Here is a 23,486-nt window from a genome sequence, read left to right on the forward strand (position 1 = left end):
TCTAACTTTTTTGGTTCAGTTCAGAGCTTCACTGTCCTTTTTTGGTGTTCACTCATAGAAAAAGAAGAAGTCCTTCATGACGAGAAGGACTTCTTCTTTTGACCATTGGATGGGGGAAAAAGAGAATCGACTGGGGAATGTGACCCTCTTCACAATATAAGTATACCGTGAGTCTTTTTTCTTTTCCACACTTTGTTCATTTTGTCACAAAGATGTCACTCTGCTAATAACGCTTCGAATTCATCTAAGACACGTTCAAATTGACGAAGTGCGGCTTCAACTGGTGCTTTTGTTGTCATATCAACACCAGCAGCTTTTAGTACTTCGATTGGATAATCGCTTGATCCCGCTTTTAAGAAATTATTGATGTAACGTTCTACAGCCGGTTGTCCTTCTTCTAGGATCTGATCCGTCAATGCAGCCGCCGCCGAAATGCCTGTTGCATACTGATAGACATAGTAATTGTAATAGAAGTGTGGAATCCGAGCCCACTCCAAACCAATCTCTTCATCTAATACAATCTCTTCTCCGAAGTATTTTTGATTCAAGGCATAATACGTTGACGTCAAGAATTCTGGTGTCAACGATTGTCCAAGACGCGCCGCATCATGAATTGCATGTTCAAACTCAGCGAACATCGTTTGTCGGAACAATGTTCCACGGAATGTTTCAAGTTGATTGTTCAACAGATAGAGTTTTTCTTTACGATCCGTCACTTTTTTCAATAGATAATCATTCAATAGCGCTTCATTCGTTGTTGAAGCGACTTCTGCGACGAAGATCGAATAATCGCCATATGGATATGGTTGAGATTTCCGCGTGTAGTAGCTATGAACCGAATGTCCGAATTCATGTGCGAGCGTAAAGAGATTATTGATGTTATCTTGCCAGTTCATCAAAATGAATGGTTGTGTATCGTAAGCACCAGAAGAGTATGCCCCACTCCGTTTACCACGTGTTTCCCGGACATCAACCCAGCGCTCAGACAACCCTTCTTCGAGAATATGTTTATATTCTGCTCCAAGCGGCGCGAGCCCTTCGACCATCAATTGTTTCGCTTCTTCATAAGATACCTTCATCTCGACCTCAGAAACGAGGGGGGTATACATATCGTACATGTGTAACTCATCAAGACCGAGGACCCGTTTACGTAAGGCAACATAGCGATGAAGCAATGGTAAGTGCTCATGCACCGCTTCAACCAACCCATCATAAACGGATTCAGGGATTGCATTACCATGTAAGGCTGCCGCGCGTGCAGAAGGAAACTTCCGAACATCTGCATAGAAGTTGTCTTTCTTAACTGACCCAGCAAGAGTTGAAGCGAGTGTATTCGTGTATTTCGCATACGTTCCGTACATCGCTTTAAATGCGGCTTCCCGAACAGAACGATCAGATGATTCAAGGAATGTGATGAAACGACCATGTGTCAATTCTGTCTCTTCCCCGTCTTCTCCCTTGATTTTTGGGAATGTCAAATCTGCATTATTCAGCATACCGAATGTCGTACCGGATTGACCGAGAACTTCTCCCGCCTTCGCAAGAATCGCTTCTTCCGCTTCCGTCAACACATGCTCGCGTTCTTGGTTCAACTCATCAAATGCATGACGGTACATCGCAAGGTCTGCATTTTCATTTAGATATGCTTCTATTGTTGTTTCAGGTACAGCTAACAGTTCTGGTGTCATGAAAGCAAGTGTGGCTCCAATTTGTGACGCAAGCGTCCGAGCACGGTCGTTCATAGCTTGATAGAAACTATCCGCTGTATTTTCGTCGTAACGCATGTGCGCGTATGTATAGAGCTTATAAAGACGTCTTGAGACTTCGTCTCGTAACTGTAACCCTTCATAGAGTGTATCCGCACTCTGTCCAAGACGACCCTTATACTCGACGAGTAATGGAAGCATCGCTTTTACCGATTCAAATTCTTCTTCCCACGCTTCGTTTGATGCATAAATCGATTCTAGATTCCAAGTTTCTGAAACGTCAACATCTTGACGTGTTAATACTTCTGCCATTTCCCTCACTCCTTTAATTCAGTTATACCTGTTTTCTTTTCGACAAACAATCGAAGTGCTCCTGCTAAAACAGCCGATTCGCCTCCTCGATCCGCTCTAACCATTCCGTGATAAGTAAATCGATCATCGGTCGTTCAAACGGGATATCCAATCGGTGAAGTAAATGAAAGACGGCTTGTTCTAAAGCAGTAGAGGAATAAACCCCTTTTAACCGCAAAAAGACTGCCATTTGAAACTCAAAAGGATGAACGGGATACGATAATAAGTGACCGATCGGAAGAAAGACCGATGACGGCAGATTCAGAAGATGAAAGCCTGCCTCATATAATGGAAGTTTAAGCATTCGTGGAGGTAACGAAGGATAAAAAGGACGCTGTCGATAGCGCAAGACGATTCCTTGCCATCGAGCCATTGAAAATTTCCGAGGAAATGACGGAAGTTCCGTCGAAAGGAAGTCGGATAATGAAAGGGATTGAACGGTACAATAGACATAATGTTTCGCAAAAGGAACCGGATGTCGAAACCGTCGGATTTGATTGTCAACGATCAAGTCCAAATACTCATTTTCTAAGAAGGCTTGACGCATCCATCCTTGTAAACGAAATGTGACACCATGTGACGGATGAAACCCAATCCAACGAACCGTTTGTCCTTGTTTCGCATCAAGTCTTGCTCGTCTAATCCATTCATCTGCCGACATCGGAGAACGCTGAATTTCAATCCCAATCTCTTTTTCCGGAATCCACAGGTCGAAGCGTCGCTGTCCAATCGTCCATTCGGTCTCGACGCGAACGCCTGCATTCCTCAACGAATCTGCAATTCGTCGTTTCCAAGATACATGTAAGCTACTTTCTCCTGAACATGCTGAGATATGTGCAAAATGTGGTCGTCGTCCCTGCCTGACGCGCAATGGCTTCAGACAATACGGACAACGTAAGGACATCGCTTTTAATTCATGGACAGAAAACCTATGAATCAGAATGCGTTTACCTGACCCATCAATAGCTTCAAACATCAGCATCGTCCCCTTTTGCTAGAGTAGCGGTGAGAATAAGCGTGAAATTGATTCAACTAAACGGCGGCGTAATGGACGACGATGAAACAAATCAGCATCAACTTGTGTAGACTGGCTAAAATCCTCATAAAAATCACGTGTTAATTGATGAACCGAATTTGTTCCGTATAAAAAAGCGTTTACCTCGAAATTCAAATGAAAACTCCGTAAATCCATATTTGCTGTTCCAATCGTTGCGATGGCGTCATCCACGACGATGACTTTCGAATGCATGAATCCTTTGTTATACTCATAGATTTTCACACCAGCCTGGAGTAAATCATCAAAGTAAGAGCGACTCGCATAAAATACGATTTTATGATCCGGAAAGCTTGGCAGAAGAATACGAACATCAATTCCAGACATAGCGGCTGTCTTTAGTGCTGTCATCAAATCTTCATCTGGTATTAAATATGGAGATGCAATGTAAACAGATTCACGCGCTTCTGTGATGAGTCCGAAGTAAAGTGACTTCATTGCCTCATGTGGCTCATCAGGTCCACTGGCAATGATTTGAACGCCTCCCGTTGCTTCATCGACATATTCCAGTGGTTCCATATAAAACGGTGTAAACAGGCGTTCCCCCGTCATATAGTACCAGTCTTGGAGAAAAATTAATTGAAGTTCAGAAACAGCTTCTCCGCGTACAAGAAGATGCGTATCACGCCAAAATCCAAAATGCTGATCGCGACCGATATACTCGTCCCCAACGTTAATTCCACCCGTAAAAGCAACTGTTCCATCAATGACAACGATCTTCCGATGATTTCGGTAGTTGGACTTACTCGAAATGAACGGTAATACGACAGGGAAGAATGCCCGAACTTCAACACCTGCCTCCTGCATCTTCTTGAAATAATGCTTATCTGTCGAAAAACACCCGACGGCATCATAAAGAAAACGGACTTCAATTCCTTGTTGTGCCTTTTCAATCAATACTTCCTGTAACTGCAATGCGAGCTCGTCATCCCGTACGATATAGTACTCCAAATGGATATGATGTTGTGCTTGACGAATTTCTTCTAAAAGAATCGGAAATTTCTCCTGACCATTCGTCAAAATTCTTGTATGTGTATTATACGAAATCGGAAGTCGACTGATCGAATCGATAAGTGTGACAACTTTTCCATAATGTCCTTCTTGGAACACTGATTGGTGTACTGCTGTTTTAAACTGGGTACGGTATTTAATATAAGACTCTTCATCAAGCATTGCTTTCAATCGAAACATTCGTTTCCGGCGGTAGTTCTGACCAAACGTAAAATAAACAAACACGCCGACAACAGGTAGTGCCATCATGACAAGTGCCCAGACGAGTGTGCGTTCTGGGTTACGATTTTCAAGCAAAATGATGATGAACACGCTCATGACGACCAAAATGATGACGATGGACAGCCAGCCTACCATATAGACGCTCCAATAGTAGGATAAAAAGGCGATTAAACCGATGGTCAAGATGAGGGTCATGAGAAGTTGTACACGTCGTAGCATGAATCCCCCTCCTTTTATGTATGTTGTAAAAATTGTAGTTAAGAACTCATGACAGAAAGGAAGCGTTTAAATGGGTACGTATATCATTACTGGTGCAACAAGTGGAATCGGAGAAGCAACTGCCCTCCAACTGATTCGAGAAGGTCATACCGTTCTTGCCATTGGTCGTAATCAAGACAAAGGAGCTTCTCTTGAATCTAGCGGAGAAGGACGTTTATATTTCTTCCCTGTCGACTTGACTGATTCCTCTGCCATCGACAGGTTCTTTGAAGAAACACTCGAAGATTTTCCAGAAATCGACGGGATTTTTAATAATGCAGGGACATTTGGAAAACCCGTCGCACCCGAGAGAATCACCGATCAACAAAAAGAAGTGTTCCAAGTGAATTATCATGCCCCTGAACGAATCATCCAGCTCGCGACGAAACGTTTCTCAAAAGGTGCCTCTATCGTCAATAATAGCGCCATTGTCGGTCACGTCAAGTTTCCCGCCATGCTCTTACCCTATGCATCGTCTAAGAGCGCTTTATTGACACTGACAAAGACATACGCTGCCCGCTTCCATGGCAAGTATCGTTTTAATGCCATTTGTCCGGGACCGGTCGACACATCACTGAGCCACGCATTATATGGCGGGAAAGATAAGTTTGATCTTGCGATGAAGCATCATCTTCGTGGCGAACCTGCACAACCTTCTGAAATCGCAGAAGTCGTTTGTTTCTTACTCTCGAATAAAGCGAGTTACATCAATGGGCAAGCCCTTATCGTAGACGGTGGATATACCCTCACTTAATGTCAGAATAAAAGGAGGTATCACGATTCGTGATCCTCCTTTTACTCGCGCTTTTAGTTCCTTTAGTTCGGAAAGTGTTTCCGAATAAAGGCAAAGACATCTGAAGCAATGATTTGTTTTCCATATTCAGCGACAGGATGAATCGTTTGTTCGCTGAAGTGAAGATATTCAGCAATTAAACTCATGACATTTTCTTGTGCTTCTACATCCACATCATCTTCGAAATGAACATGTAGTAGATAAAGTCCATCCTTTTGGTAAAGCGCTGTTTCAAGTTCTGCGAAGACAGGAGCATTCGCATATTGACTAAGCGCAATGATATGCTCGAAATCATGCGTTTCGAATAAGACATCCTGGCTTAATTCTGTATCTTTATCTTCTGTCTCAGACATCGCTGATCGTAAAAGTGAATCGAGTTCGTCTTCATCGACTTGTTCACCATCGACTGCATTTTTTGCGATCGTTACAGTGACTTCAAGACCTTTTTCAAAAGCTTGCACTTGTATCCATAGTGGACCTTCGAAGGAGATGGACTCTTTTTCATTCGCTTCGTCCATCATCTGCCAGAATAACTGTTCTCCCCGTTCCCGATTATACCAAATCTCATCTCGGGCAAAACCACGGCGTTCGATGTCAGTATAAGTGATGAAGAACTTGACCGTATTGTCATTGACGCGTTCGATTTTCAATCTGTCCACTCCTTTCTTCTCGTTCCTTATTTAGAATACGAACGAGGACATGACTTGGATTCACACTTTCGAATCCGAAGGATATATTTCTATTCCTTTGTTATCTTTATTTTAACCTTTTTTATCGGTAACAAAAAGCACACTGCTCACGAGGCAGCGTGCTTTTTAAAATTACTCGTTTACAAGACGCTGTGCTTCCAAAAGTTGGAATGTACGCACCTTGCGTGGTAAGAATCGACGGATTTCATCCTCGTTATATCCTACTTGAAGACGTTTTTCGTCAATCAAAATCGGACGACGCAATAATCCAGGATATTCTTGAATTAAATCGTATAGGTGCTGCAACGATAAGTTTTCAACGGAAACATCGAGTTTCGAGAAGACTTTTGAACGCGTTGAGATAATCTCGTCCGTTCCATCTTCCGTCATTCGAAGAATCTGTTTGATTTCATCGAGCGATAATGGTTCTGAAAAAATATTACGTTCTACGAACGGGATTTCATGTTCTTCAAGCCACGCGCGTGCTTTCCGACAAGAAGTACAACTTGGTGAAGTATAGAGTGTTACCATTGAAAAACATCCTCCCCCTGATTTAACATCATTCAACACCTAAGTGAATACATAGATATCGATGATGGTTCTATTACTTGACAGTTTACATCTAATAAAGCAGAAAACCTAGCTTTTTTATAAAGATGAAAGAACTTTTCGTAAAAAAGCTTGTTAAAGCCACCACGTGGCTTTAACAAGCTGGCGTGTGATCAAATGGCTGAGAAATCGTCTCTTTTGCTTTAGGAAGTTTCATTTCTTTTAGTTTTTTCTCTAAAATATCCCGCAAAAGGCGCTTCTTCAGCTTTTTCTTTTTGTCACGTTCTTTCATATTCCGACACCCCAATCGGTCCGAAACAGAACTAACAACCTACGAAAGCAAAATAATCATCTTCTACATTAGTAAGTATACCACGTATATCAATAATCTATTCCTACTTTAAGCAATTAAATATGTGAGATTGTCGATTGAGTAATGAAAAACAGTTGCAATTTCTTTCAATTTTCTGTAGAGTGTATAGAAATATCAACGCTGAGGAAGGAGTTTTTCATTCATGTCATTAACACTCGTCACTATTCTCGATCATCCGATCGCTCAAAAATATTTATCCCGTTCTGGCTTGAATCATGCGATTTCAGTAGCTGAACGCGCTCTGACGCTCGCTACGAAGCGAGGTTTAGATGCGGATACTGCTACGAAAGCTGCACTCCTCCATGACATCGGGCATTACGAATGGTATACCGATGGCACTTGGAACTATGATCTCTATCGTCAAAATGATATTCATGCCATTAAAGGGGCTGAACGCGCCCATAAACTTTTGATTCGCCTTGGTGAAGAACCAGCACGCGCCAAAGAAATCGCACTTGCCGTTCTCTTGCATACAGATTCGTATCTTCCACCTGGTGCAATCAATCGGACACCACTTCAACAACTTGTGCACGATGCGGATACGCTAGAAGAACAACCAGGCGGACTACATCACTATGAAAAAATCGATTTTGATGAAGCCATGCGCCGTCTTGATGCGATTGATTCTGTCGTTCATCGCTTCGCGCATCTTCCACGAATTGCATCAGAAAATTAAAAGGCGTTTCCACGATCAACGTGGAAATGCCTTTTGTTTTAAACAATTATACGAGTTGCGCTTGATATGCTTCCAGTTCTGCATCCGTCATCGAAACAAAATGACCTGGTTCGATTTCACGAAGTGGTGGAATGCTTGAATCTTCATCTGATTTACCAACAGGTCCACTCGTCGGACGATCATAAACGATCCGCTTACGCGTACGCTCGTGCTCTGGATCCGGAAGAGGAATCGCAGACAAGAGCGATTTCGTATAAGCATGGACCGGATTCTCATATAAGCGATCCGCACTACATAGTTCAACGAGGTGACCTTGGTACATAACGCCGATACGATCCGAGATATATTTTACCATCGATAAGTCGTGGGCGATGAACAAGTAAGTCAAACTACGGTCACGTTGCAGTTTTTTCATCAAGTTGACGACCTGCGCTTGAATCGATACGTCAAGTGCCGAGATTGGCTCATCCGCGATGATGAAGTCCGGTTCTACAGCAAGCGCACGCGCGATTCCAATCCGTTGACGCTGACCACCCGAGAACTCGTGTGGGTAACGGCTCGCATGTTCTTTCGTCAAACCAACTGTTTCGAGTAAATCGTACACACGGTTATTCCGCTCGTCTTTCGACTTTGCTAGACCATGAATATCAATTCCCTCAGCGATGATATCACCGACTGTCATCCGTGGGTTAAGTGACGCATAAGGGTCTTGGAAAATCATTTGCATAGCACGGTTGAACTTCAGTTTATCTTTACGCGACTTTTTACCATGAACGTTTTCACCTTTGAACATGACTTCGCCGTCTGTCGCCTCATACAATCCGATGATTGAGCGACCAGTCGTTGATTTACCACAACCCGATTCACCTACAAGACCAAGTACTTCGCCTTCATAGATATCGAATGATAAACCATCAACCGCTTTAACGACACGTCCGCGTCCAATGTTGAAGTGTTGCTTCAAGTTTTTTACTTCAAGTAATTTATTACGGTTTTCCATTATTTCAGACCGCCTTTCAGAAGCGATTTCGCGAATACGCTATCTGGGCGGTATTTCAACGCCAGATCCCGAATTGCAAGTGGTGGCTCAACATACGGTGCTTGTGGGTGGAGCAACCATGTCGCCGCTTCGTGAGTATCTGTAATTTTGAAGAAAGGAGGTTCTTTTTCAAAATCAATCNNCATCTTCATTGCATATTTATTTCGTGGTGCAAACGCGTCACCGACTGGTGGATGAAGTAAGTTAGGTGGTGTTCCTGGAATCGCCGGTAAATCTTGTGAACGGTCATCCGATGGACGTGGCATTGAACCAAGGAGTCCCCAAGTATATGGATGACGTGGCTCGTAGAAAATCTCATCGACTGTACCCTTCTCAATTAATTTACCTGCATACATGACCGCTACACGATCGGCCATGTTCGCTACGACGCCTAAATCGTGCGTGATGAAGATGATCGCTGTACCCGTTTTTTGTTGAATGTCTTTCAATAACTCAAGGATTTGCGCTTGAATCGTAACATCGAGTGCTGTCGTCGGCTCATCGGCAATCAAGACTTTCGGATTACAAGCAAGTGCGATTGCGATGACGATCCGTTGACGCATCCCACCAGACAATTGGTGTGGATATTGTTTCAGACGTGCTTCTGGGTTTGGAATCCCTACAAGCGTCAGTAATTCAAGCGTACGTTTTTTAGCAGCATCACCTGTCAATCCTTGGTGACGTTTTAAACCTTCGGCAATCTGTTTGTAGATCGTCATTGTCGGATTAAGTGATGTCATTGGATCTTGGAAGATCATTGCGATATCACGACCGCGTACTTTTTGCATTTCTTTATCAGAAAGCTTAACCAAATCGCGACCTTCGAATAAGATCTCACCTTTTGTGATTTCACCTGGCGGATTTGGAATCAGACGCATGATGGCTTTTGAAGTAACCGATTTACCAGAACCGGACTCACCAACGATTGCGAGTGTTTCACCTTTTTTTAAATCGAACGATACTCCGCGGACGGCTTGTACCGTCCCGGCGTACGTATGGAAAGCGACGTTCAGGTCGCGGACTGACAAGATTGTTTCCATTTTGGATGAGCTCCTCTCTAATCTAATATTTGTTAGCGACGTAGACGTGGATCGAACGCATCACGTAATCCATCTGCCAACATGTTGAAGCTGATCATGAGGAGTACGAGCACTGTCGATGGAACGACGAGCAAGAAAGGAAACGTCTTAAGTTCTTTGTACCCTTCATTGATCAGTGTACCAAGCGACGGTTGCGGTGGTGCAAGCCCAAGACCGATGAAGCTTAGGAAAGCTTCGAAGAAGATTGCCCCAGGAATCGTGAACATGAGCGAGATGATGATTGTACCCAAAGTATTTGGAATCAAATGCTTGAAGACTAAACGTGCGCTAGAAGCACCAAGTGTACGTGCTGCGAGAACGAATTCTTGGTTCTTTAGTTTCAGGATCTGACCACGAACGAGTCGACTCATCCCGATCCAACCAGTAATCGTCATCGCGAGGATGATCGTCGTGATTCCTGGTTCAAGAATCAAGATGAAGAGGATGATCAAGATTAAGTTCGGTATCCCTGTCAGGATTTCCGCGATCCGTTGCATGATATTATCGACACGACCGCCGTAATAAGCTGAAATACCACCGTATGTGACACCGACGAGAACGTCAATGAGCGCTGCCATCAAACCGATGAAGAGTGAAATTTTCGTCCCTTCCCAGACACGTGACCAAAGATCACGACCAAGGTGGTCCGTACCAAACCAATAATTTTCTTTTACTTGTTTTTGTTTATAAAAATCGATTGGTGTCTCACCAAGTGTTGCCATACCATCAAAGCCAGCCCACTCTAATCCTGTTACTTTAGGTGGAAGTTTAGCTTGAGTGATTGTTTGGGTATAAGCATCTTTACCAGAGATTGCAGGACCCGCTAATGACATGATGGCAATCACGATGATCAAGACAAGAGAAATGATCGCTGCTTTGTTTTTACGCAAGCGCATCCAAGCATCCTGCCAAAAGTTTAAGCTTTTACCGGCAATTCGTTCACCGGCTTGTTCATTGAACTCGACTTGTTGAAATAACGATGAATCGAACTGTTCCGCTTTTGCATTTGAATTTTGTTCAGCCATTATTTACTACCCCCCAAACGAATCCGTGGATCAACGACACCGTATAGCAAGTCGACGATTAAAATCATGAGAATGAAGATTGCCGAGAAGAACAGCGTCGTACCCATGATAACTGTATAGTCATTTTGTGTGATTGACGATACGAACAACTCACCAAGTCCAGGTACAGCAAAGATTTTTTCGATGACAAATGTACCTGTGATCAATGCAGCAGTCATAGGTCCAAGAATCGTAATAGCAGGAATCAATGCATTCCGAACCATGTGTTTCCAAGTGATTGATTGACCATCTAGGCCTTTTGCTTTAGCTAACGTGACGTAATCCTGACCTGTAACCTCAAGCATTTCCGTCCTTACGAATCGGGCAATCGAGGCGGTGACCCCAAGAGACAACGAAATCGTTGGTAGAATCGTATGCGCCGGACTTTCCCAGAACGCTACTGGCAAAGCGCCCCATTTCACGCCGACATAATACTGAAGGAGTGAGGCAAATACGAAAGATGGTACTGAAATCCCGAGAACCGAGATGAACATTGCTCCGTAGTCGACAACTGTGTTGTGACGAAGTGCAGCAACTACACCAAGTACGAGACCTAAGAGTACACCAAGTACGAGTGCTTGAACTCCAAGTTGAGCCGATGGTCCAATTCGTTCAGAAATTAAATCCGTAACTGGACGGCTGTCATATTTGAACGATACACCAAGGTCTCCTTGGAATAAGTTAACCATGTACGCTGCATAGCGTTGTGGTAGTGGATCATTCAAATTGTACTTATCCCGAAGGATATTCAACTGTTCAGGAGAAAGTTTCTCCTGGTTCTGGAATGGTGAACCTGGTAGCAGATCCATCAGGAAGAAAGTGAACGAAGCGATGAGTAAAAACGTCAATACGCCGTAAACCAGGCGTTGAGCTAAATAACGGCCCATAAGATGGCACCCCCTATAAAGATTTTCTGTTTTTTCGAAACATCAATAAAATCAGTATGACCCACAATTGTCGGAACATTCAAGAATTTTGTTATAAAAATTTAAAATTCTTTTTAATTGTGCTTTGATTCGATGTTCGATCAGACGCTTTTTTAATGTCGTCCAATAGTCAGAATTTTTCGTTTGGTTCCATTATACTTTGCTAACAAAGTAATTAGAACCACTTTTTTACGAAAATTTCACATTTCCGCTAAAAATGAGTTTCCGTTCATTCAAAGTAGTATAAAACAGGAGCGCACCCGAACTGACTTAGGGACGCTCCCGTTCTCGATTACTTCACATCAACATATTTGTATTGGAAATCTGCTCCGAACAATTGACGGTTAAAATCTTTAACCGATGGACGGCTCAAGTATGCAGAACCAGCTTGATAGATTGGTGCGATGGCTTGATCTTTTTCAATCAATTGTGCCTCAGCTTGTTTGAACAAATCTAAACGCTTCGTCAAATCTGACTCGTCGTTTGCCGCGTTTAATAATTTATCATACGCAGCTGATTTGTACTTCACGTCATTTTGACTGTTCGTTGATTCGAAGATGGACAGGTTAGACATTGGATCTTGGTAATCCGGACCCCAAAGTGAGTAAGAGATTTGGTAATCTCCTTTTGCTTCAAGATCGAGTTTGTTCTTGAACGGCTGTTGCTTAATTGAGACAGTGACGTTCGGAAGATTCTTCTCGATTTGACCTTTCATGTACTCACCGATTTTCTTCGCATCTTCACTATCGAACGAAAGCAATTCAATCGTCGTTTTCTTATCGCCATTTGCTTTTTTCCAAAGATCTGCTGCTTCTTTCGCGTCACGATCGAACCAGTTGATGTCGCTCGTGTAGTCTTTACCTGATGCATCCTTGACAAAGTCTTTTGGAATGAAGCTTGTTGTTGGAATTGAACCATTCGCAAGAAGCGTATCCGTGATACCTTTTGGATCGATCGCACGAGCGATTGCTTTACGTGCATTGACATCTTTCATCGTTGCATCTTCGTTATTGAACTTCAGATAAGCGATTGAAGAACGAAGCGCTGTCTTGAATTCAGGCTTCGATTTGTAAGCTTCAACTTGCTCTGAAGTCAGACCTGCGTAATCAATTTCATTTGAATCATACAAGTTTGCGACTGTTGACGTATCTTTAACGACACTGATCGTGACTTCGTCGAGTTTGACAGCATCTTTATCCCAGTAGTTGTCGTTTTTCTTCAGGACACGTTTTGAATCCGTTTTCCAAGATTCCCAAACGAAAGGCCCGTTATAAAGCAATTTATCTGGTTTGAGCGAGAAGTCTTTTTCGTTTTTCTTGTAGAAGTCTTCACTGATCGGTGTATACGTACCGAACGATGTCAGTGAGAGGAAATACGGAGCTGGACGCTCGAGTTTTACTTCTAACGTTTTATCATCGATTGCTTTAACACCGAGTTCATCAACAGGCTTTTTACCTTGTGTAACATCAGCGCCGTTTTTTAACGTGTCAAAGATGTATGAGTAACTAGAACCTGTTTTTGGATCAGCAGCACGTTTCCACGCGAATTCAAAATCTTGTGCTTTGACGGGTGAACCGTCTGACCATTTCGAATCACGAAGCGTGAACGTATACGTCAAATTGTCGCTTGAGATATCCGTTTTTTCTGCAAGTGCTGGAATCGCTTTTCCGTCCTTGTCTAAACGATAAAGACCTTCCATCGTGTTTCCGATCATGTTGAAAGCGACGGAATCCGTAGCTTTCGCTGGGTCCACTGTCGTAATATCCGAAGTGTCCGTTAAACGTAGATTTTTCTTGCCGTCTGTCGAACCTGAATCTTTGTCTCCGCCACCTGTCGAACATCCAGCAAGCACAGCGCTTCCTGCAAGCATGACTGATAAAGCGAGACCGACTGTTTTTTTCTTCATCGGTAAGTCATCTCCTTTTCAATTTCCAAGTTGCCATAATGCCTATGACATCAATAACGTCCCGTCGAAACTGCAATGTATTCCCCAAAATGCATTGACCTAGTTTCAAAAACTTAAACGAAGTGATAAATTGATTTTATGTGAGAATAGCATTAACGTCAAGTGAATAGTCACACTATTTGCTATTTTGCATCATTCGTTTGTTACCGATTCGTAACAGCGTTAAAAGTTTCGTATACTAAGAATATCTATGTACGTAAAGGGGGATTTTCATGCGATCGACGTATTTCCGACCGGTCACCGTTGCGGTCATTCTCGTTCTGCTTTACACGATTTGGGCAACTATGACGGATTCGACTCACAGCATCTTGTATCATCTGTCTGGTGGTTTATTCATAGCAGGATTCTTGTTAGTTGCAGTAGGATTCTTCTCGAATATGTCTGCTAACGGCTTCTTCCGCGGCATGACAGCTGGATTCAAAAAGCAGCGGGAAGCAAAGTTGCGAGAGATTGATGGCGATTATTACGAAGATGAAGACGAGGAGGAAGAAGTGCTTCGCAAAAAGCAACGCCGTGCTTCAGCACGGACGAAACCCTACGTCTCAAGCGGTGTCATCTTCATCGTCGTCTCGCTGATCATCTCCTATTTTTAAACGAAATCAACGTGACGCTCTATCTCAGGTATGGTAAACTCAAACTAATCAAACAAGAAAACACGACGACAAAGAGTAGTAACTTAGATCCATTCCTCTCAGAGAGTCCATGGTGCTGAAAATGGACAGGTGATGCCTAAGTGAATGGACTTTCGAGTGGCTGATTCGAATCAAGTAGAGTCAGATGGGTTTGCCCATTACAGCAAATTGAGCGGCTATGTAAATAGCAACTTGGGTGGCAACGCGATGACTCGTCCCTTGATTTTCAAGGGGCGTTTTTTATTTTGATCTTATTATTTGGAGGGATTTCATTATGAAAACGATTTTCTCAGGTATCAAACCAACCGGAACGGTCACACTCGGAAATTACTTAGGTGCCATGAAACACTTCGTGAACTTACAGGACGGTCATGATGCATATTACTGCGTCGTCGACTTGCACTCGATCACGGTCGATATCGATCGTGTCGAACTGATGAACAATACACGCGCCCTTGCTGCTCTTTATATCGCAAGTGGTCTGAACCCAGAAAAATCAACGATTTTCGTTCAATCAGAAGTCAAAGCGCACGCGCAACTCGGCTGGATGTTGACATGTCTTTCCGGTATGGGTGAACTAGAACGTATGACGCAATATAAAGATAAATCACAAGGAAAAGAGCGGATTGGTGCAGGGTTGTTCGTCTACCCGACGCTCATGGCAGCTGATATCCTTCTCTACGACGCGGAACTCGTTCCGGTCGGTGACGATCAAAAACAACACATTGAGTTAACGCGCGATTTAGCCCAACGATTTAATAGCCGCTATTATGAGACGTTCACATTACCAGAACCGATCATTGCTGAATCAGGTGCCCGGATCATGAGTTTGACGACGCCAGATAAAAAGATGTCAAAATCTGATCAAAATCCGAAAGGCTTCATCTCGATGCTTGACGCACCAGATGTCATTCGTAAAAAAGTGAAATCAGCTGTCACAGACTCAGAAGGCATCGTAAAATTCGATCGTGAAAACAAACCAGGTGTGTCGAATTTACTTGAGATCTATTCCCTACTCGCTGGTATCTCGATTCCAGCTCTTGAAGCAAAATACGAGGGCTCGAATTATGGAACATTCAAAGCAGATGTCGCAGAAGCGATCATTGCGGAACTCGAACCGATTCAACAGCGCTATTATGAATTGATTGACTCTGAAGAACTCGATCAAATTCTCGACGCTGGACGTGATCGCGCAGAAGCAGTCGCTGCCAAAAAACTCGCGAAGATCGAAAAGGCAATGGGCTTACAGCGGAAGCGTGCCAAAGTAAAAAAATAAGATTTTCTCCAAAAGAGATCGGAATGCTCCGGTCTTTTTTGATATTTCCAAACAAAAAACTACTTCCGAATCAAATCGGAAGTAGTTTTTATTTTGCTTATTTTCCTTCGATTGAAGCCCATTTGTAAGAGAAGTCTGCGCCGAAGTTATGCTCGACGACTCCTTTGACGTATGGTTTAACGAGGAATGCACGTCCACGCTGATAAACAGGTGAGATCGCTGCTGAATCAAGAAGGATTTTCTCAGCTTCTTGTAGTTCAGACCAACGTTTTGTTGCATCTGTTTGAGTTTGTGCATCTTTGATGAGTTTATCGTACTCTTTGTCCGACCATTTACCACGGTTGTATGGTCCGCCCGTGACGAAGAGATCGAGGAACGTCATTGGATCTTGGTAGTCAGGACCCCAGCCAGCGAATGAGAACTCGAAATCACCTTTGTTTTCAAGATCAAGTTTGTTTTTGAATGGTTGTTGTTTGATCGTAACCTTCATACCTGGAAGGTTTTTCTCAAGTTCCCCTTTCAAGAACTCACCGATTTTCTTAGCATCGTCGCTATCGTAGTTCAAGAGCTCAAGATCAACCGATTTTTGACCGATTTCTTTGAGACCCTCTTCCCAGAGTTTTTTCGCTTCATCGGCATTGTATTCGTTGAATGCCGGATACTTGTCGCGGAAATCTTTTCCGTCAGCATCTTTTGCGAAATCTTTTGGTACGAGGTAGTTTGCTGGAAGTGATCCGTTTGCAAGGATGACATCCGTGATTCCTTTTTTGTTGTAACCCATATCGATGGCGCGACGGATTTTTTCATTATCAAGCGCTTTTACCTTTGTGTTGAGGTTAAGGTAGAAGATCGTTGATTCACCTTTTGTTTTAAATTCTTTATTGTCTTTGTACTGAGCAACGAACTCAGAAGTTAGACCTGTACGGTCGATGTCACCTTTTTCGTAAAGGTTAACACCTGTCGCTGTCTCTTTAACGACCTTAACGTTGATCGTTTTAAGTTTGACGGCATCTTTATCCCAGTAGTTATCGTTTTTAACCATTTTCCAGCCTTGTTCACGTGTCCATTCTGTTAACTTGAATGGTCCGTTGTAGAGCGCCTTGTCTGCAGTCGAACCGAAGTCTTTCCCGATTTTCTTCGAGAGTTCTTCTGATTTCGGCATGAATGGTCCGAATCCAGTGAGTCCGAGGAAGTAATCTGCAGGTGCTTTTAACTTAACTTCGAGCGTTTTGTCATCGACTGCTTTAACACCGACAGCATCACGATCGCCTTTTTTCGTATTGTACTCTTCTGCACCTTCGATATTGTAGAAGACGTATGCATACTGTGAAGCGTTTTCAGGATTTAGAACTTCTTTCCATGCATATTCGAAATCTTTTGCCGTAAGTGGTGTACCATCAGACCATTTTGCATCACGTAATTTGAACGTGTATGTTAATTTGTCATCTGAGACTGTATGACTCTCAGCGATACCTGGTGTTGGCTGCTGCTTGTCATCAAGACGGTAAAGACCTTCCATCGTGTTGTTCAACACGTTGAATGAAACTGCATCTGTAGAAGTCGTCGGGTTAAGTGTCGGGATATCCGAACCTTCGATCAAGTTAAGTGTTTGATCACTAGATTTTTTGTCTGAACCAGTGTCGCCCGATTTGTCGCCTGAATCCGTTGTCGAACAAGCTGCGAGGAACGCACTTGATACGAGTGCTACCGATGTAGCTAAAGCAAAGCTTTTCTTCTTCATGTTACGATGACCCCCCTAGGTTTCTAAAAAAATGATACTGTCAGGTTTTTGACCGAAAAAAAAAGAATTACTATATTCGAATCAAATCCTTCGTTACAAATAGTTTACAATGTTCTGATAATTTTGCAAACCTTTTATCCGATTTTTCTAAATATTTTTTCAAAAAAAGACTGGGACCTTAAGAAATAATGGTCCCAGTTAAGTGATTATTTTAAAATTTTCATCGAGCGGAGTAGGTATTCCGGTCCATAAATCGGTACTTCAATTCCTTGAATCGTATCAGAAACATATAATTTCTCAGTCGTCTGATACAAAGGAACGACGACAGCATCCTGATGGATTAACCGTTTTTCGGCTTGATGATAGAGTGCTTGTTTTCGTTTTATCTCTTTTTCTTTTCGTGCTTTTTCAACTGTCTGGTCGTATACCTTGGATTGATAATTCACCGAATTTAAAGGATTGTCTGAGACGAATTGATTTAAATAGGCTAGCGGTCCTGGATAATCTGGCATCCATCCAGTCAAAGTCATCGCATATCGTGATGATTGTTCTTTGTCGATTTTCTCTTCAATCGCGACTGGCTTAAGAATGATATCAATCTCAGGTATTTGTTTCTCAAGATAGGTTTCGAGTTGTTCCCCAATCCGTTTTGCTTGTGGATCATCAAAATTAAGCATCTCAATTTGTTGTTTACTGTGTTCTTGTGATTTTTCAGGTTTCTCTTGAACGGATTTTGACATCAATACGTTCGTATCAGTGACGACGAATCGATTCGTCGGAATACCTGCATACCCTAAAGGAAGTTGAACCGATTCTTTTTCCATCAAGGCGTGAGCAATCCGCTTTCTGAGTGTCGTATCGCGGAACGTGTCATTTTTTTGATTAAAGGCGATATAAAAGACACCACTCCGCTTTTTTTGATAGGTCGGTCGTGAAACCTGATCACCTTGTGTTTCGACACTTTCTTGTAATGGAAGGATAGCCGCCTTGCTTTTCTCATACGAACTCCATTGCGTCTGATGATCGGGAATGATACGGCTTTCTATTTTCGCTACTGTAACAACGTTTTGCTGATGATACTGATCATTTTTCTTAAGCGTATATCCGCTTTTCGACATTTTTTCTAGTGTAAATGCACCATTTCCAACAAGTTCTTCCCACTTCTTTGATTCCGGTTGTGGATAGAAGACGGACATCGCAAGTAATTCCTTTAGATTCGAAACCGGCTGATTCAACGTGATGATAAGTTGATTGCGTCCTTTCGCCTTTACACCTAAACGCTCTGGCTTCATTTTTCCGTCATTGACGGCACGTCCATTTTCAAACACTTCAAATAAAAAACCATAAGGAGAATTCGTTTTATTAGCTGCGACACGTCGGAAACTATCGACAAAGTCTTGTGCCGTGATCGGCTGACCCTGCGCATTTTTCGTTTGTTTGAGTTGAATCGTATACGTCAGACGATCCTTTGAGACTGACATATCCTGTGCTAATCCTCGACGGACGGATGTCCCAGAAGTAAAGACATATAATCCTTCATACAGTTGTGCTAACAGTGTCTGAGAACGACTATCTGTCGCTAACGCAATATCGGATGTCTTCGGGAGTGATGATTCAATTAATTCAACCTTCACTGCTTGGGTCTCCTGATCTGTTTTGGTCTTTTGAGATGATGATAGACGATATATGAGCGTACCACTGAGACCAATCAATAAAAATAAGATCAATATCAGGATTGATGTTTTTCTTGTGATGTTAGTCATAAACGACTCCTTTCTGCGTCAAACACGCATTTCTCTATTGAATCAGAATTTCATCAAAAAAGCGACCCCCTTGATGTTTCAAGGGAGTCGCTTGAGCTTAAGCTTCATACCGTTTGAAGACGAGTGATGCGTTGTGTCCACCGAACCCAAGCGAGTTGCTGAGCGCATAAGTCATTTCGACGTGACGTGAACCTTCTGTCACATAATCGAGATCACAGCCTTCGCTCGGCTGTTTGAGATGAATCGTCGGGTGAACTGTTTGTTCTTGTAATGATTTAATCGTCGCAATTGCCTCGACGCCACCTGCTCCACCAAGTAAGTGACCGATCATCGATTTCGTCGAGTTGACGACGAGTTGTTTCGCTTGTTCACCGAAGACACTGTGGATCGCTTTTGTTTCAAGGATGTCGTTCATTGGTGTACTCGTTCCATGAGCATTGATGTATCCGACTGCCTCCGGAGTGATGCCCGCATCTTGAATCGCCATCGCCATCGCGCGTGCTCCACCGTCTCCGTCTGGATCCGGAGCTGTGATGTGGTACGCATCAGCTGTTAATCCATACCCACTGACCTCTGCATAGATTTTCGCACCACGAGCTACTGCATGCTCATATTCTTCAAGAATTAAGATTCCTGCTCCTTCTCCCATGACGAATCCGTCACGTCCTTCGTCAAATGGACGGCTTGCCGTCTCAGGATCGTGGTTCGTTGACATCGCTTTGTTGGCACAAAAACCAGCAAATGCTAAGTTCGTGATCGGCGCTTCCGCACCACCAGCAATCATGACATCCGCGTCACCACGTTCGATGACACGCAGTGCTTCTCCGATGGCATTCGTTCCTGAAGCACATGCTGTGACGGAACAGTTATTCGGTCCCTTTGCTCCGGTATAAATCGATACCTGACCGCTTGCCATATTCGGGATCATCATTGGAATGAAGAATGGGCTGACACGACGGTGTCCACGTTCAAAGTAGATTTTCGCTTGTTTCTCGATCGTTTCAACGCCACCGATTCCAGATCCGATCCAGACTCCAGCGCGTTCTGCAATTTCTTTAATGTCGATTCCAGCATCTTTTACAGCTTCCATGCTTGCGACAAGTGAATAATGAACGAAGCGGTCCATTTTACGTGCTTCTTTCGCCTCAATGAATTCTGTGACATCGAAGTTCTGTAATTCGCCCGTGACCTTCGTTGGATACTCATCGATATCAAGACGCTCCATCGGACGAATTCCGTTCGTTCCTTCTTTTAATGCATCCCAGAATGTATTCGCATCATTCCCGATTGGTGTCAATGCCCCGATTCCTGTGACTACAACGCGTTTTCTCATCATCTTATGTGTTCTCTCCTTTAGTCCAAGTAATATATGCTGCTCCCCAAGTCAATCCGGCACCGAAGCCAGCAAGTACAAGTTTCGTACCTGGTGTCAGACGACCTTGCTTACGTGCTTCTTCGAGTGCGAGTGGGATCGAAGCAGCAGATGTATTCGCATGCTCATCGATCGTAACGATGACTTTTTCTTGCGGAATATGCAGTCGTTCGCACGCTGCATCGATGATGCGTAGGTTCGCCTGATGCGGAATCAAGATATCGACATCTTCAAGCGTGCTGTCTGCTTTTTGAATGACCTTCTCAACGATTTCCGGTAATTTACGAACGGCAAACTTAAAGACTTCGCGACCGTTCATCTCGATTGGTCCATCGACATCCTTAAACAACAGATGGGCTCCACGTCCGTCTGTTCCGAGTTCAAAAGCATTTAATCCCTCTTGCTCAGTTTGTCCGATGACGACCGCTCCTGCACCATCCCCGAATAAAATCGCTGTCGACCGGTCTGACCAGTCAACGATACTCGACATTTTTTCGGCACCGATGACCAGTGCATGTTTTCCTTCGACTGTTGATAACATGCTTGCAGCTGTTTGTAATGCGAAGATGAATCCACTGCAGGCCGCACTGATATCAAAAGCGGTCGCCCCTCGTGCTCCCAAGCGCTCTTGAACGATACAGGCTGTAGAAGGGAACGCACGTCCTGTTGCCGTTCCGACAATGATCAAGCCGATGTCCTCTACTGTCAATCCAGCATCATCGAGTGCCTTCTGAGCCGCTTCTGTCGCTAAGTCTGTTACATCCACATCATCGGCTGCAATTCGTCGTGCCCCGATTCCTGTTCGTGTCCGAATCCATTCATCACTTGTGTCGAGCGTCGTTGCTAGCTCATCATTCGTTACGCGACGTGATGGCAAAGACGTTCCTAATCCTACAATCCCGATCTTCATAAGGCATCCCCTTTTGTTATTAGTATCTGGTACTAATATAAAGCGTTAATTTGCTTTTGTCAAAGAAAAAAGGAAGAGCAAGGTCTCCCGTGCCCTTCCTTCTACCTCATTCTGCTAACGTCCGAACGACTTCCATGACCATTTTAGCGGAATTGATTGACGCAATCTCGAGGAATTCATCAAACGAGAGTGACGCTTCTTCATTAGCGCTATCTGAAATCGAACGTGTCACGACGAACGGAACACCAAACTGATGACAGACTTGTGCGATTGGCGCAGCTTCCATCTCGACGGCTGCGACTTCTGGGAAGTGCGCCTTAATTTGAGCAGATCGCTCTGAATCGTGGATGAATGAATCGCCTGTCGCAATCAATCCATGTACGACACGAATTGCATCCATCCGCTCGATGACAGCTTCTGCTGTTGCTACGAGCTTTGGATCTGCTTGGTAGGCAGCTGGCATTCCAGGTACCTGACCATATTCGTAACCAAACGCTGTCACGTCTACGTCATGGTGACGTACTTCTGTTGAGACGACGACATCCCCAACCGTTAAGCCTTCTTTAAATCCGCCTGCTGAGCCGGTATTGATGACAGCAGTTGGTTTGTAGTGGTCAAGCAATAATGTCGTACCGATCGCAGCGTTCACTTTCCCGATTCCTGACTTCAAAATGACGACAGGAACGCTATTCAAGAGTCCTTCATAAAAATGATAGTTTGCGATGACTGTATCTTTACGTTCTGACAACTCGTTGCGCAATAAGTTGACTTCCTCTTCCATTGCGCCGATGATTGCGATTGGCATGGTCCATTCCTCCATCACACAGAAAGCCGGATTGCTCCGGCTCCTGTGTTCTTTATTTGATCGATGTAATTTTTACTGCGTATTCGCCGCCTGGTGCTGGTACGGAGACTTGATCTCCGACTTGGTGCCCCATTAAACTTTTTGCGATTGGTGATTCGTTCGAGATTTTACCCGTGAACGGATCTGCTTCGGCACTACCAACGATCGTATACGTATCTTCTTCATTGTCTTCGACACTCAAGAAAGTGACTGTCGTTCCGATACCGACGACTGAGATATCCTTCTCTTCTTCCGAGATGATGGCAACGTTGCGAAGCATCTCTTCCAGTTGAGCAATCCGGCCTTCGACCATTGCTTGCTCTTCTTTTGCTGAATCATATTCTGCATTCTCTGAAAGGTCACCGAACGAACGGGCAATCTTGATGTTCTCGACGACTTCTTTCCGGCGGACTGACTTCAATTCATTCAATTCATTTTCAATGTTCGCTTTACCTTCAAGCGTCATGTAGTATTGCTTTTCTGCCATTTTTGTCACGCTCCTTTTTATTCCACTAGTATAGTATATTCACATCTTTTTTGGAATCAATATCCTCTTTGGTCGAGTGATGATCGATAATCAAGGATCGCTCGGATTTTCGTTACGAGTAAATCGATTGCCACGTGGTTTTCGCCGCCCTCTGGTACGATGATATCCGCATAACGTTTTGTCGGTTCACAGAACTGTAGATGCATGGGACGGACGACATTCGTGTACTGCTCAACGACAGAATCAATTGAACGCCCACGTTCGTTGATATCACGTTGCATCCGACGAAGAATGCGAACGTCCGCATCCGTATCGACGAACACTTTAATATCCATTAGTTCCCGTAACCGTTCGTCTTCAAGCGCTAAAATTCCTTCTACGATGATGACATCACGTGGTTCGAGACGAATCGTTTCTTGAGCACGTGTATGTGCGACATAATCATATACCGGTTTTTCAACGGCAATGTTTTCGCGGAGCGCTTGAATGTGTTCGATCAAAAGACCATTATCGAAAGCAAATGGATGATCATAGTTTGTCTGATATCGCTCTTCCATTGATAATTCACTTTGGTCTTTATAGTACGCGTCCTGTTCAATCATGACGATTGATTCGCTTGGGAACGCATCGACAAGTGAACGTGCCACCGTCGTCTTCCCTGAACCCGTTCCGCCCGCTACGCCTATTACTACCGGTTTTTGCATG

General features: G+C 43.6%; 22 protein-coding genes and 1 other annotated feature. Of the genes, 4 read left to right on the top strand and 18 right to left on the bottom strand.

What is annotated here, in order from left to right; all coding sequences use genetic code 11:
• Positions 1-215: 215 nt before the first annotated feature.
• The 3 genes from pepF to cls all read right to left on the bottom strand — a co-directional run bounded on the left by pepF (position 216) and on the right by cls (position 4,563).
• Positions 216-2,018: an oligoendopeptidase F gene (gene pepF, locus B4F99_RS01595; RefSeq protein WP_035406619.1), complete on the bottom strand. Its 1,803-nt coding sequence runs from the start codon at positions 2,016-2,018 to the stop codon at positions 216-218.
• A gap of 64 nt (positions 2,019-2,082) precedes the next feature.
• A complete protein-coding gene (locus B4F99_RS01600) occupies positions 2,083-3,033 on the bottom strand; it encodes a competence protein CoiA family protein (protein ID WP_290754914.1) in 951 nt (316 codons plus the stop codon).
• Positions 3,034-3,051: 18 nt separating this feature from the next.
• A complete protein-coding gene (gene cls, locus B4F99_RS01605) occupies positions 3,052-4,563 on the bottom strand; it encodes a cardiolipin synthase (protein WP_214853158.1) in 1,512 nt (503 codons plus the stop codon).
• Positions 4,564-4,633: 70 nt separating this feature from the next.
• Between cls and B4F99_RS01610 the strand changes: the two genes are divergently transcribed.
• Positions 4,634-5,356, top strand: a complete 723-nt coding sequence (locus B4F99_RS01610; RefSeq protein ID WP_290754915.1) for an SDR family NAD(P)-dependent oxidoreductase — start codon at positions 4,634-4,636, stop codon at positions 5,354-5,356.
• 62 nt (positions 5,357-5,418) lie between these two features.
• Here the strand turns inward: B4F99_RS01610 and mecA are convergent, their stop codons facing one another.
• From mecA to B4F99_RS01625, 3 genes are all read right to left on the bottom strand, one after another.
• Entirely contained in the window at positions 5,419-6,045 is a 627-nt protein-coding gene (gene mecA, locus B4F99_RS01615) for an adaptor protein MecA (protein WP_214853154.1), read from the bottom strand.
• 171 nt (positions 6,046-6,216) lie between these two features.
• A complete protein-coding gene (spxA, locus tag B4F99_RS01620) occupies positions 6,217-6,615 on the bottom strand; it encodes a transcriptional regulator SpxA (RefSeq protein ID WP_012370920.1) in 399 nt (132 codons plus the stop codon).
• Positions 6,616-6,787: 172 nt separating this feature from the next.
• Complete coding sequence (locus B4F99_RS01625) at positions 6,788-6,925, bottom strand: hypothetical protein (protein ID WP_023468890.1); 138 nt, start codon at positions 6,923-6,925, stop codon at positions 6,788-6,790.
• Between the two features lie 223 nt (positions 6,926-7,148).
• On the opposite strand from B4F99_RS01625, the gene B4F99_RS01630 reads away from it, so the two are divergent.
• Positions 7,149-7,682, top strand: a complete 534-nt coding sequence (locus tag B4F99_RS01630; protein ID WP_035406605.1) for an HD domain-containing protein — start codon at positions 7,149-7,151, stop codon at positions 7,680-7,682.
• 46 nt (positions 7,683-7,728) lie between these two features.
• Here B4F99_RS01630 and B4F99_RS01635 read toward each other — a convergent pair whose 3' ends face one another.
• The 5 genes from B4F99_RS01635 to B4F99_RS01655 form a co-directional block, all read right to left on the bottom strand.
• Positions 7,729-8,682 (bottom strand): ABC transporter ATP-binding protein, encoded by a 954-nt coding sequence (locus B4F99_RS01635; RefSeq protein WP_035406602.1) that lies wholly within the window; start codon positions 8,680-8,682, stop codon positions 7,729-7,731.
• Entirely contained in the window at positions 8,682-9,761 is a 1,080-nt protein-coding gene (locus B4F99_RS01640) for an ABC transporter ATP-binding protein (protein WP_290754918.1), read from the bottom strand. The genes B4F99_RS01635 and B4F99_RS01640 overlap by 1 nt, the downstream gene beginning before the upstream one ends.
• A gap of 32 nt (positions 9,762-9,793) precedes the next feature.
• Positions 9,794-10,825 (bottom strand): oligopeptide ABC transporter permease, encoded by a 1,032-nt coding sequence (gene opp3C / locus B4F99_RS01645; RefSeq protein ID WP_214853140.1) that lies wholly within the window; start codon positions 10,823-10,825, stop codon positions 9,794-9,796.
• Positions 10,825-11,751, bottom strand: coding sequence for an oligopeptide ABC transporter permease (gene opp3b / locus B4F99_RS01650; protein WP_035406592.1), 927 nt, complete (start codon positions 11,749-11,751; stop codon positions 10,825-10,827). Before opp3b ends, opp3C begins: the two co-directional genes overlap by 1 nt.
• 331 nt (positions 11,752-12,082) lie before the next feature.
• Positions 12,083-13,696 (bottom strand): peptide ABC transporter substrate-binding protein, encoded by a 1,614-nt coding sequence (locus B4F99_RS01655; protein WP_214853139.1) that lies wholly within the window; start codon positions 13,694-13,696, stop codon positions 12,083-12,085.
• 272 nt (positions 13,697-13,968) lie between these two features.
• Between B4F99_RS01655 and B4F99_RS01660 the strand changes: the two genes are divergently transcribed.
• Both B4F99_RS01660 and trpS read left to right on the top strand, forming a co-directional pair.
• Positions 13,969-14,349, top strand: coding sequence for a DUF3899 domain-containing protein (locus B4F99_RS01660; protein WP_290754922.1), 381 nt, complete (start codon positions 13,969-13,971; stop codon positions 14,347-14,349).
• 56 nt (positions 14,350-14,405) lie between these two features.
• Positions 14,406-14,611: a binding site (T-box leader), on the top strand.
• Between the two features lie 51 nt (positions 14,612-14,662).
• Positions 14,663-15,664, top strand: coding sequence for a tryptophan--tRNA ligase (gene trpS / locus B4F99_RS01665; protein WP_056062436.1), 1,002 nt, complete (start codon positions 14,663-14,665; stop codon positions 15,662-15,664).
• 97 nt (positions 15,665-15,761) lie between these two features.
• On the opposite strand, the gene B4F99_RS01670 is transcribed toward trpS, so the two are convergent.
• The 7 genes from B4F99_RS01670 to udk form a co-directional block, all read right to left on the bottom strand.
• The gene (locus tag B4F99_RS01670) at positions 15,762-17,405 is read right to left on the bottom strand and encodes a peptide ABC transporter substrate-binding protein (protein WP_290754925.1); all 1,644 of its coding nucleotides are present in this window, start codon (positions 17,403-17,405) and stop codon (positions 15,762-15,764) included.
• A gap of 206 nt (positions 17,406-17,611) precedes the next feature.
• Positions 17,612-19,039: a peptide ABC transporter substrate-binding protein gene (locus tag B4F99_RS01675; protein WP_290754927.1), complete on the bottom strand. Its 1,428-nt coding sequence runs from the start codon at positions 19,037-19,039 to the stop codon at positions 17,612-17,614.
• Between the two features lie 226 nt (positions 19,040-19,265).
• The gene (gene fabF, locus B4F99_RS01680; RefSeq protein WP_056062450.1) at positions 19,266-20,504 is read right to left on the bottom strand and encodes a beta-ketoacyl-ACP synthase II; all 1,239 of its coding nucleotides are present in this window, start codon (positions 20,502-20,504) and stop codon (positions 19,266-19,268) included.
• Between the two features lies 1 nt (position 20,505).
• On the bottom strand, positions 20,506-21,450 hold the full coding sequence (locus tag B4F99_RS01685; protein ID WP_290754929.1) for a beta-ketoacyl-ACP synthase III: 945 nt from the start codon (positions 21,448-21,450) through the stop codon (positions 20,506-20,508).
• Between the two features lie 106 nt (positions 21,451-21,556).
• Positions 21,557-22,255 carry a 5'-methylthioadenosine/S-adenosylhomocysteine nucleosidase gene (gene mtnN, locus B4F99_RS01690; RefSeq protein ID WP_029342223.1) on the bottom strand — a complete coding sequence of 233 codons (699 nt, stop codon included), beginning with the start codon at positions 22,253-22,255 and terminating at the stop codon, positions 21,557-21,559.
• A gap of 52 nt (positions 22,256-22,307) precedes the next feature.
• Positions 22,308-22,781 carry a transcription elongation factor GreA gene (gene greA / locus B4F99_RS01695; RefSeq protein WP_029342224.1) on the bottom strand — a complete coding sequence of 158 codons (474 nt, stop codon included), beginning with the start codon at positions 22,779-22,781 and terminating at the stop codon, positions 22,308-22,310.
• Between the two features lie 56 nt (positions 22,782-22,837).
• Positions 22,838-23,485, bottom strand: coding sequence for a uridine kinase (udk, locus tag B4F99_RS01700; protein WP_214853116.1), 648 nt, complete (start codon positions 23,483-23,485; stop codon positions 22,838-22,840).
• Between the last annotated feature and the right edge of the window lies 1 nt (position 23,486).

Source organism: Exiguobacterium sp. UBA3491 (genome assembly GCF_002377745.1).
In the GTDB taxonomy this organism is placed as follows: domain Bacteria; phylum Bacillota; class Bacilli; order Exiguobacteriales; family Exiguobacteriaceae; genus Exiguobacterium_A.

What these genes read in the sequence shown, in the direction of transcription:
- pepF (WP_035406619.1), bottom strand. Translation starts at nt 2,018, where the DNA reads ATGGCAGAAGTATTAACACGTCAAGATGTTGACGTTTCAGAAACTTGG.
- B4F99_RS01600 (WP_290754914.1), bottom strand. Translation starts at nt 3,033, where the DNA reads ATGTTTGAAGCTATTGATGGGTCAGGTAAACGCATTCTGATTCATAGG.
- cls (WP_214853158.1), bottom strand. Translation starts at nt 4,563, where the DNA reads ATGCTACGACGTGTACAACTTCTCATGACCCTCATCTTGACCATCGGT.
- B4F99_RS01610 (WP_290754915.1), top strand. Translation starts at nt 4,634, where the DNA reads ATGGGTACGTATATCATTACTGGTGCAACAAGTGGAATCGGAGAAGCA.
- spxA (WP_012370920.1), bottom strand. Translation starts at nt 6,615, where the DNA reads ATGGTAACACTCTATACTTCACCAAGTTGTACTTCTTGTCGGAAAGCA.
- B4F99_RS01625 (WP_023468890.1), bottom strand. Translation starts at nt 6,925, where the DNA reads ATGAAAGAACGTGACAAAAAGAAAAAGCTGAAGAAGCGCCTTTTGCGG.
- B4F99_RS01630 (WP_035406605.1), top strand. Translation starts at nt 7,149, where the DNA reads ATGTCATTAACACTCGTCACTATTCTCGATCATCCGATCGCTCAAAAA.
- B4F99_RS01635 (WP_035406602.1), bottom strand. Translation starts at nt 8,682, where the DNA reads ATGGAAAACCGTAATAAATTACTTGAAGTAAAAAACTTGAAGCAACAC.
- opp3C (WP_214853140.1), bottom strand. Translation starts at nt 10,825, where the DNA reads ATGGCTGAACAAAATTCAAATGCAAAAGCGGAACAGTTCGATTCATCG.
- opp3b (WP_035406592.1), bottom strand. Translation starts at nt 11,751, where the DNA reads ATGGGCCGTTATTTAGCTCAACGCCTGGTTTACGGCGTATTGACGTTT.
- B4F99_RS01655 (WP_214853139.1), bottom strand. Translation starts at nt 13,696, where the DNA reads ATGAAGAAAAAAACAGTCGGTCTCGCTTTATCAGTCATGCTTGCAGGA.
- B4F99_RS01660 (WP_290754922.1), top strand. Translation starts at nt 13,969, where the DNA reads ATGCGATCGACGTATTTCCGACCGGTCACCGTTGCGGTCATTCTCGTT.
- trpS (WP_056062436.1), top strand. Translation starts at nt 14,663, where the DNA reads ATGAAAACGATTTTCTCAGGTATCAAACCAACCGGAACGGTCACACTC.
- B4F99_RS01670 (WP_290754925.1), bottom strand. Translation starts at nt 17,405, where the DNA reads ATGAAGAAGAAAAGCTTTGCTTTAGCTACATCGGTAGCACTCGTATCA.
- fabF (WP_056062450.1), bottom strand. Translation starts at nt 20,504, where the DNA reads ATGATGAGAAAACGCGTTGTAGTCACAGGAATCGGGGCATTGACACCA.
- B4F99_RS01685 (WP_290754929.1), bottom strand. Translation starts at nt 21,450, where the DNA reads ATGAAGATCGGGATTGTAGGATTAGGAACGTCTTTGCCATCACGTCGC.
- mtnN (WP_029342223.1), bottom strand. Translation starts at nt 22,255, where the DNA reads ATGCCAATCGCAATCATCGGCGCAATGGAAGAGGAAGTCAACTTATTG.
- greA (WP_029342224.1), bottom strand. Translation starts at nt 22,781, where the DNA reads ATGGCAGAAAAGCAATACTACATGACGCTTGAAGGTAAAGCGAACATT.
- udk (WP_214853116.1), bottom strand. Translation starts at nt 23,485, where the DNA reads ATGCAAAAACCGGTAGTAATAGGCGTAGCGGGCGGAACGGGTTCAGGG.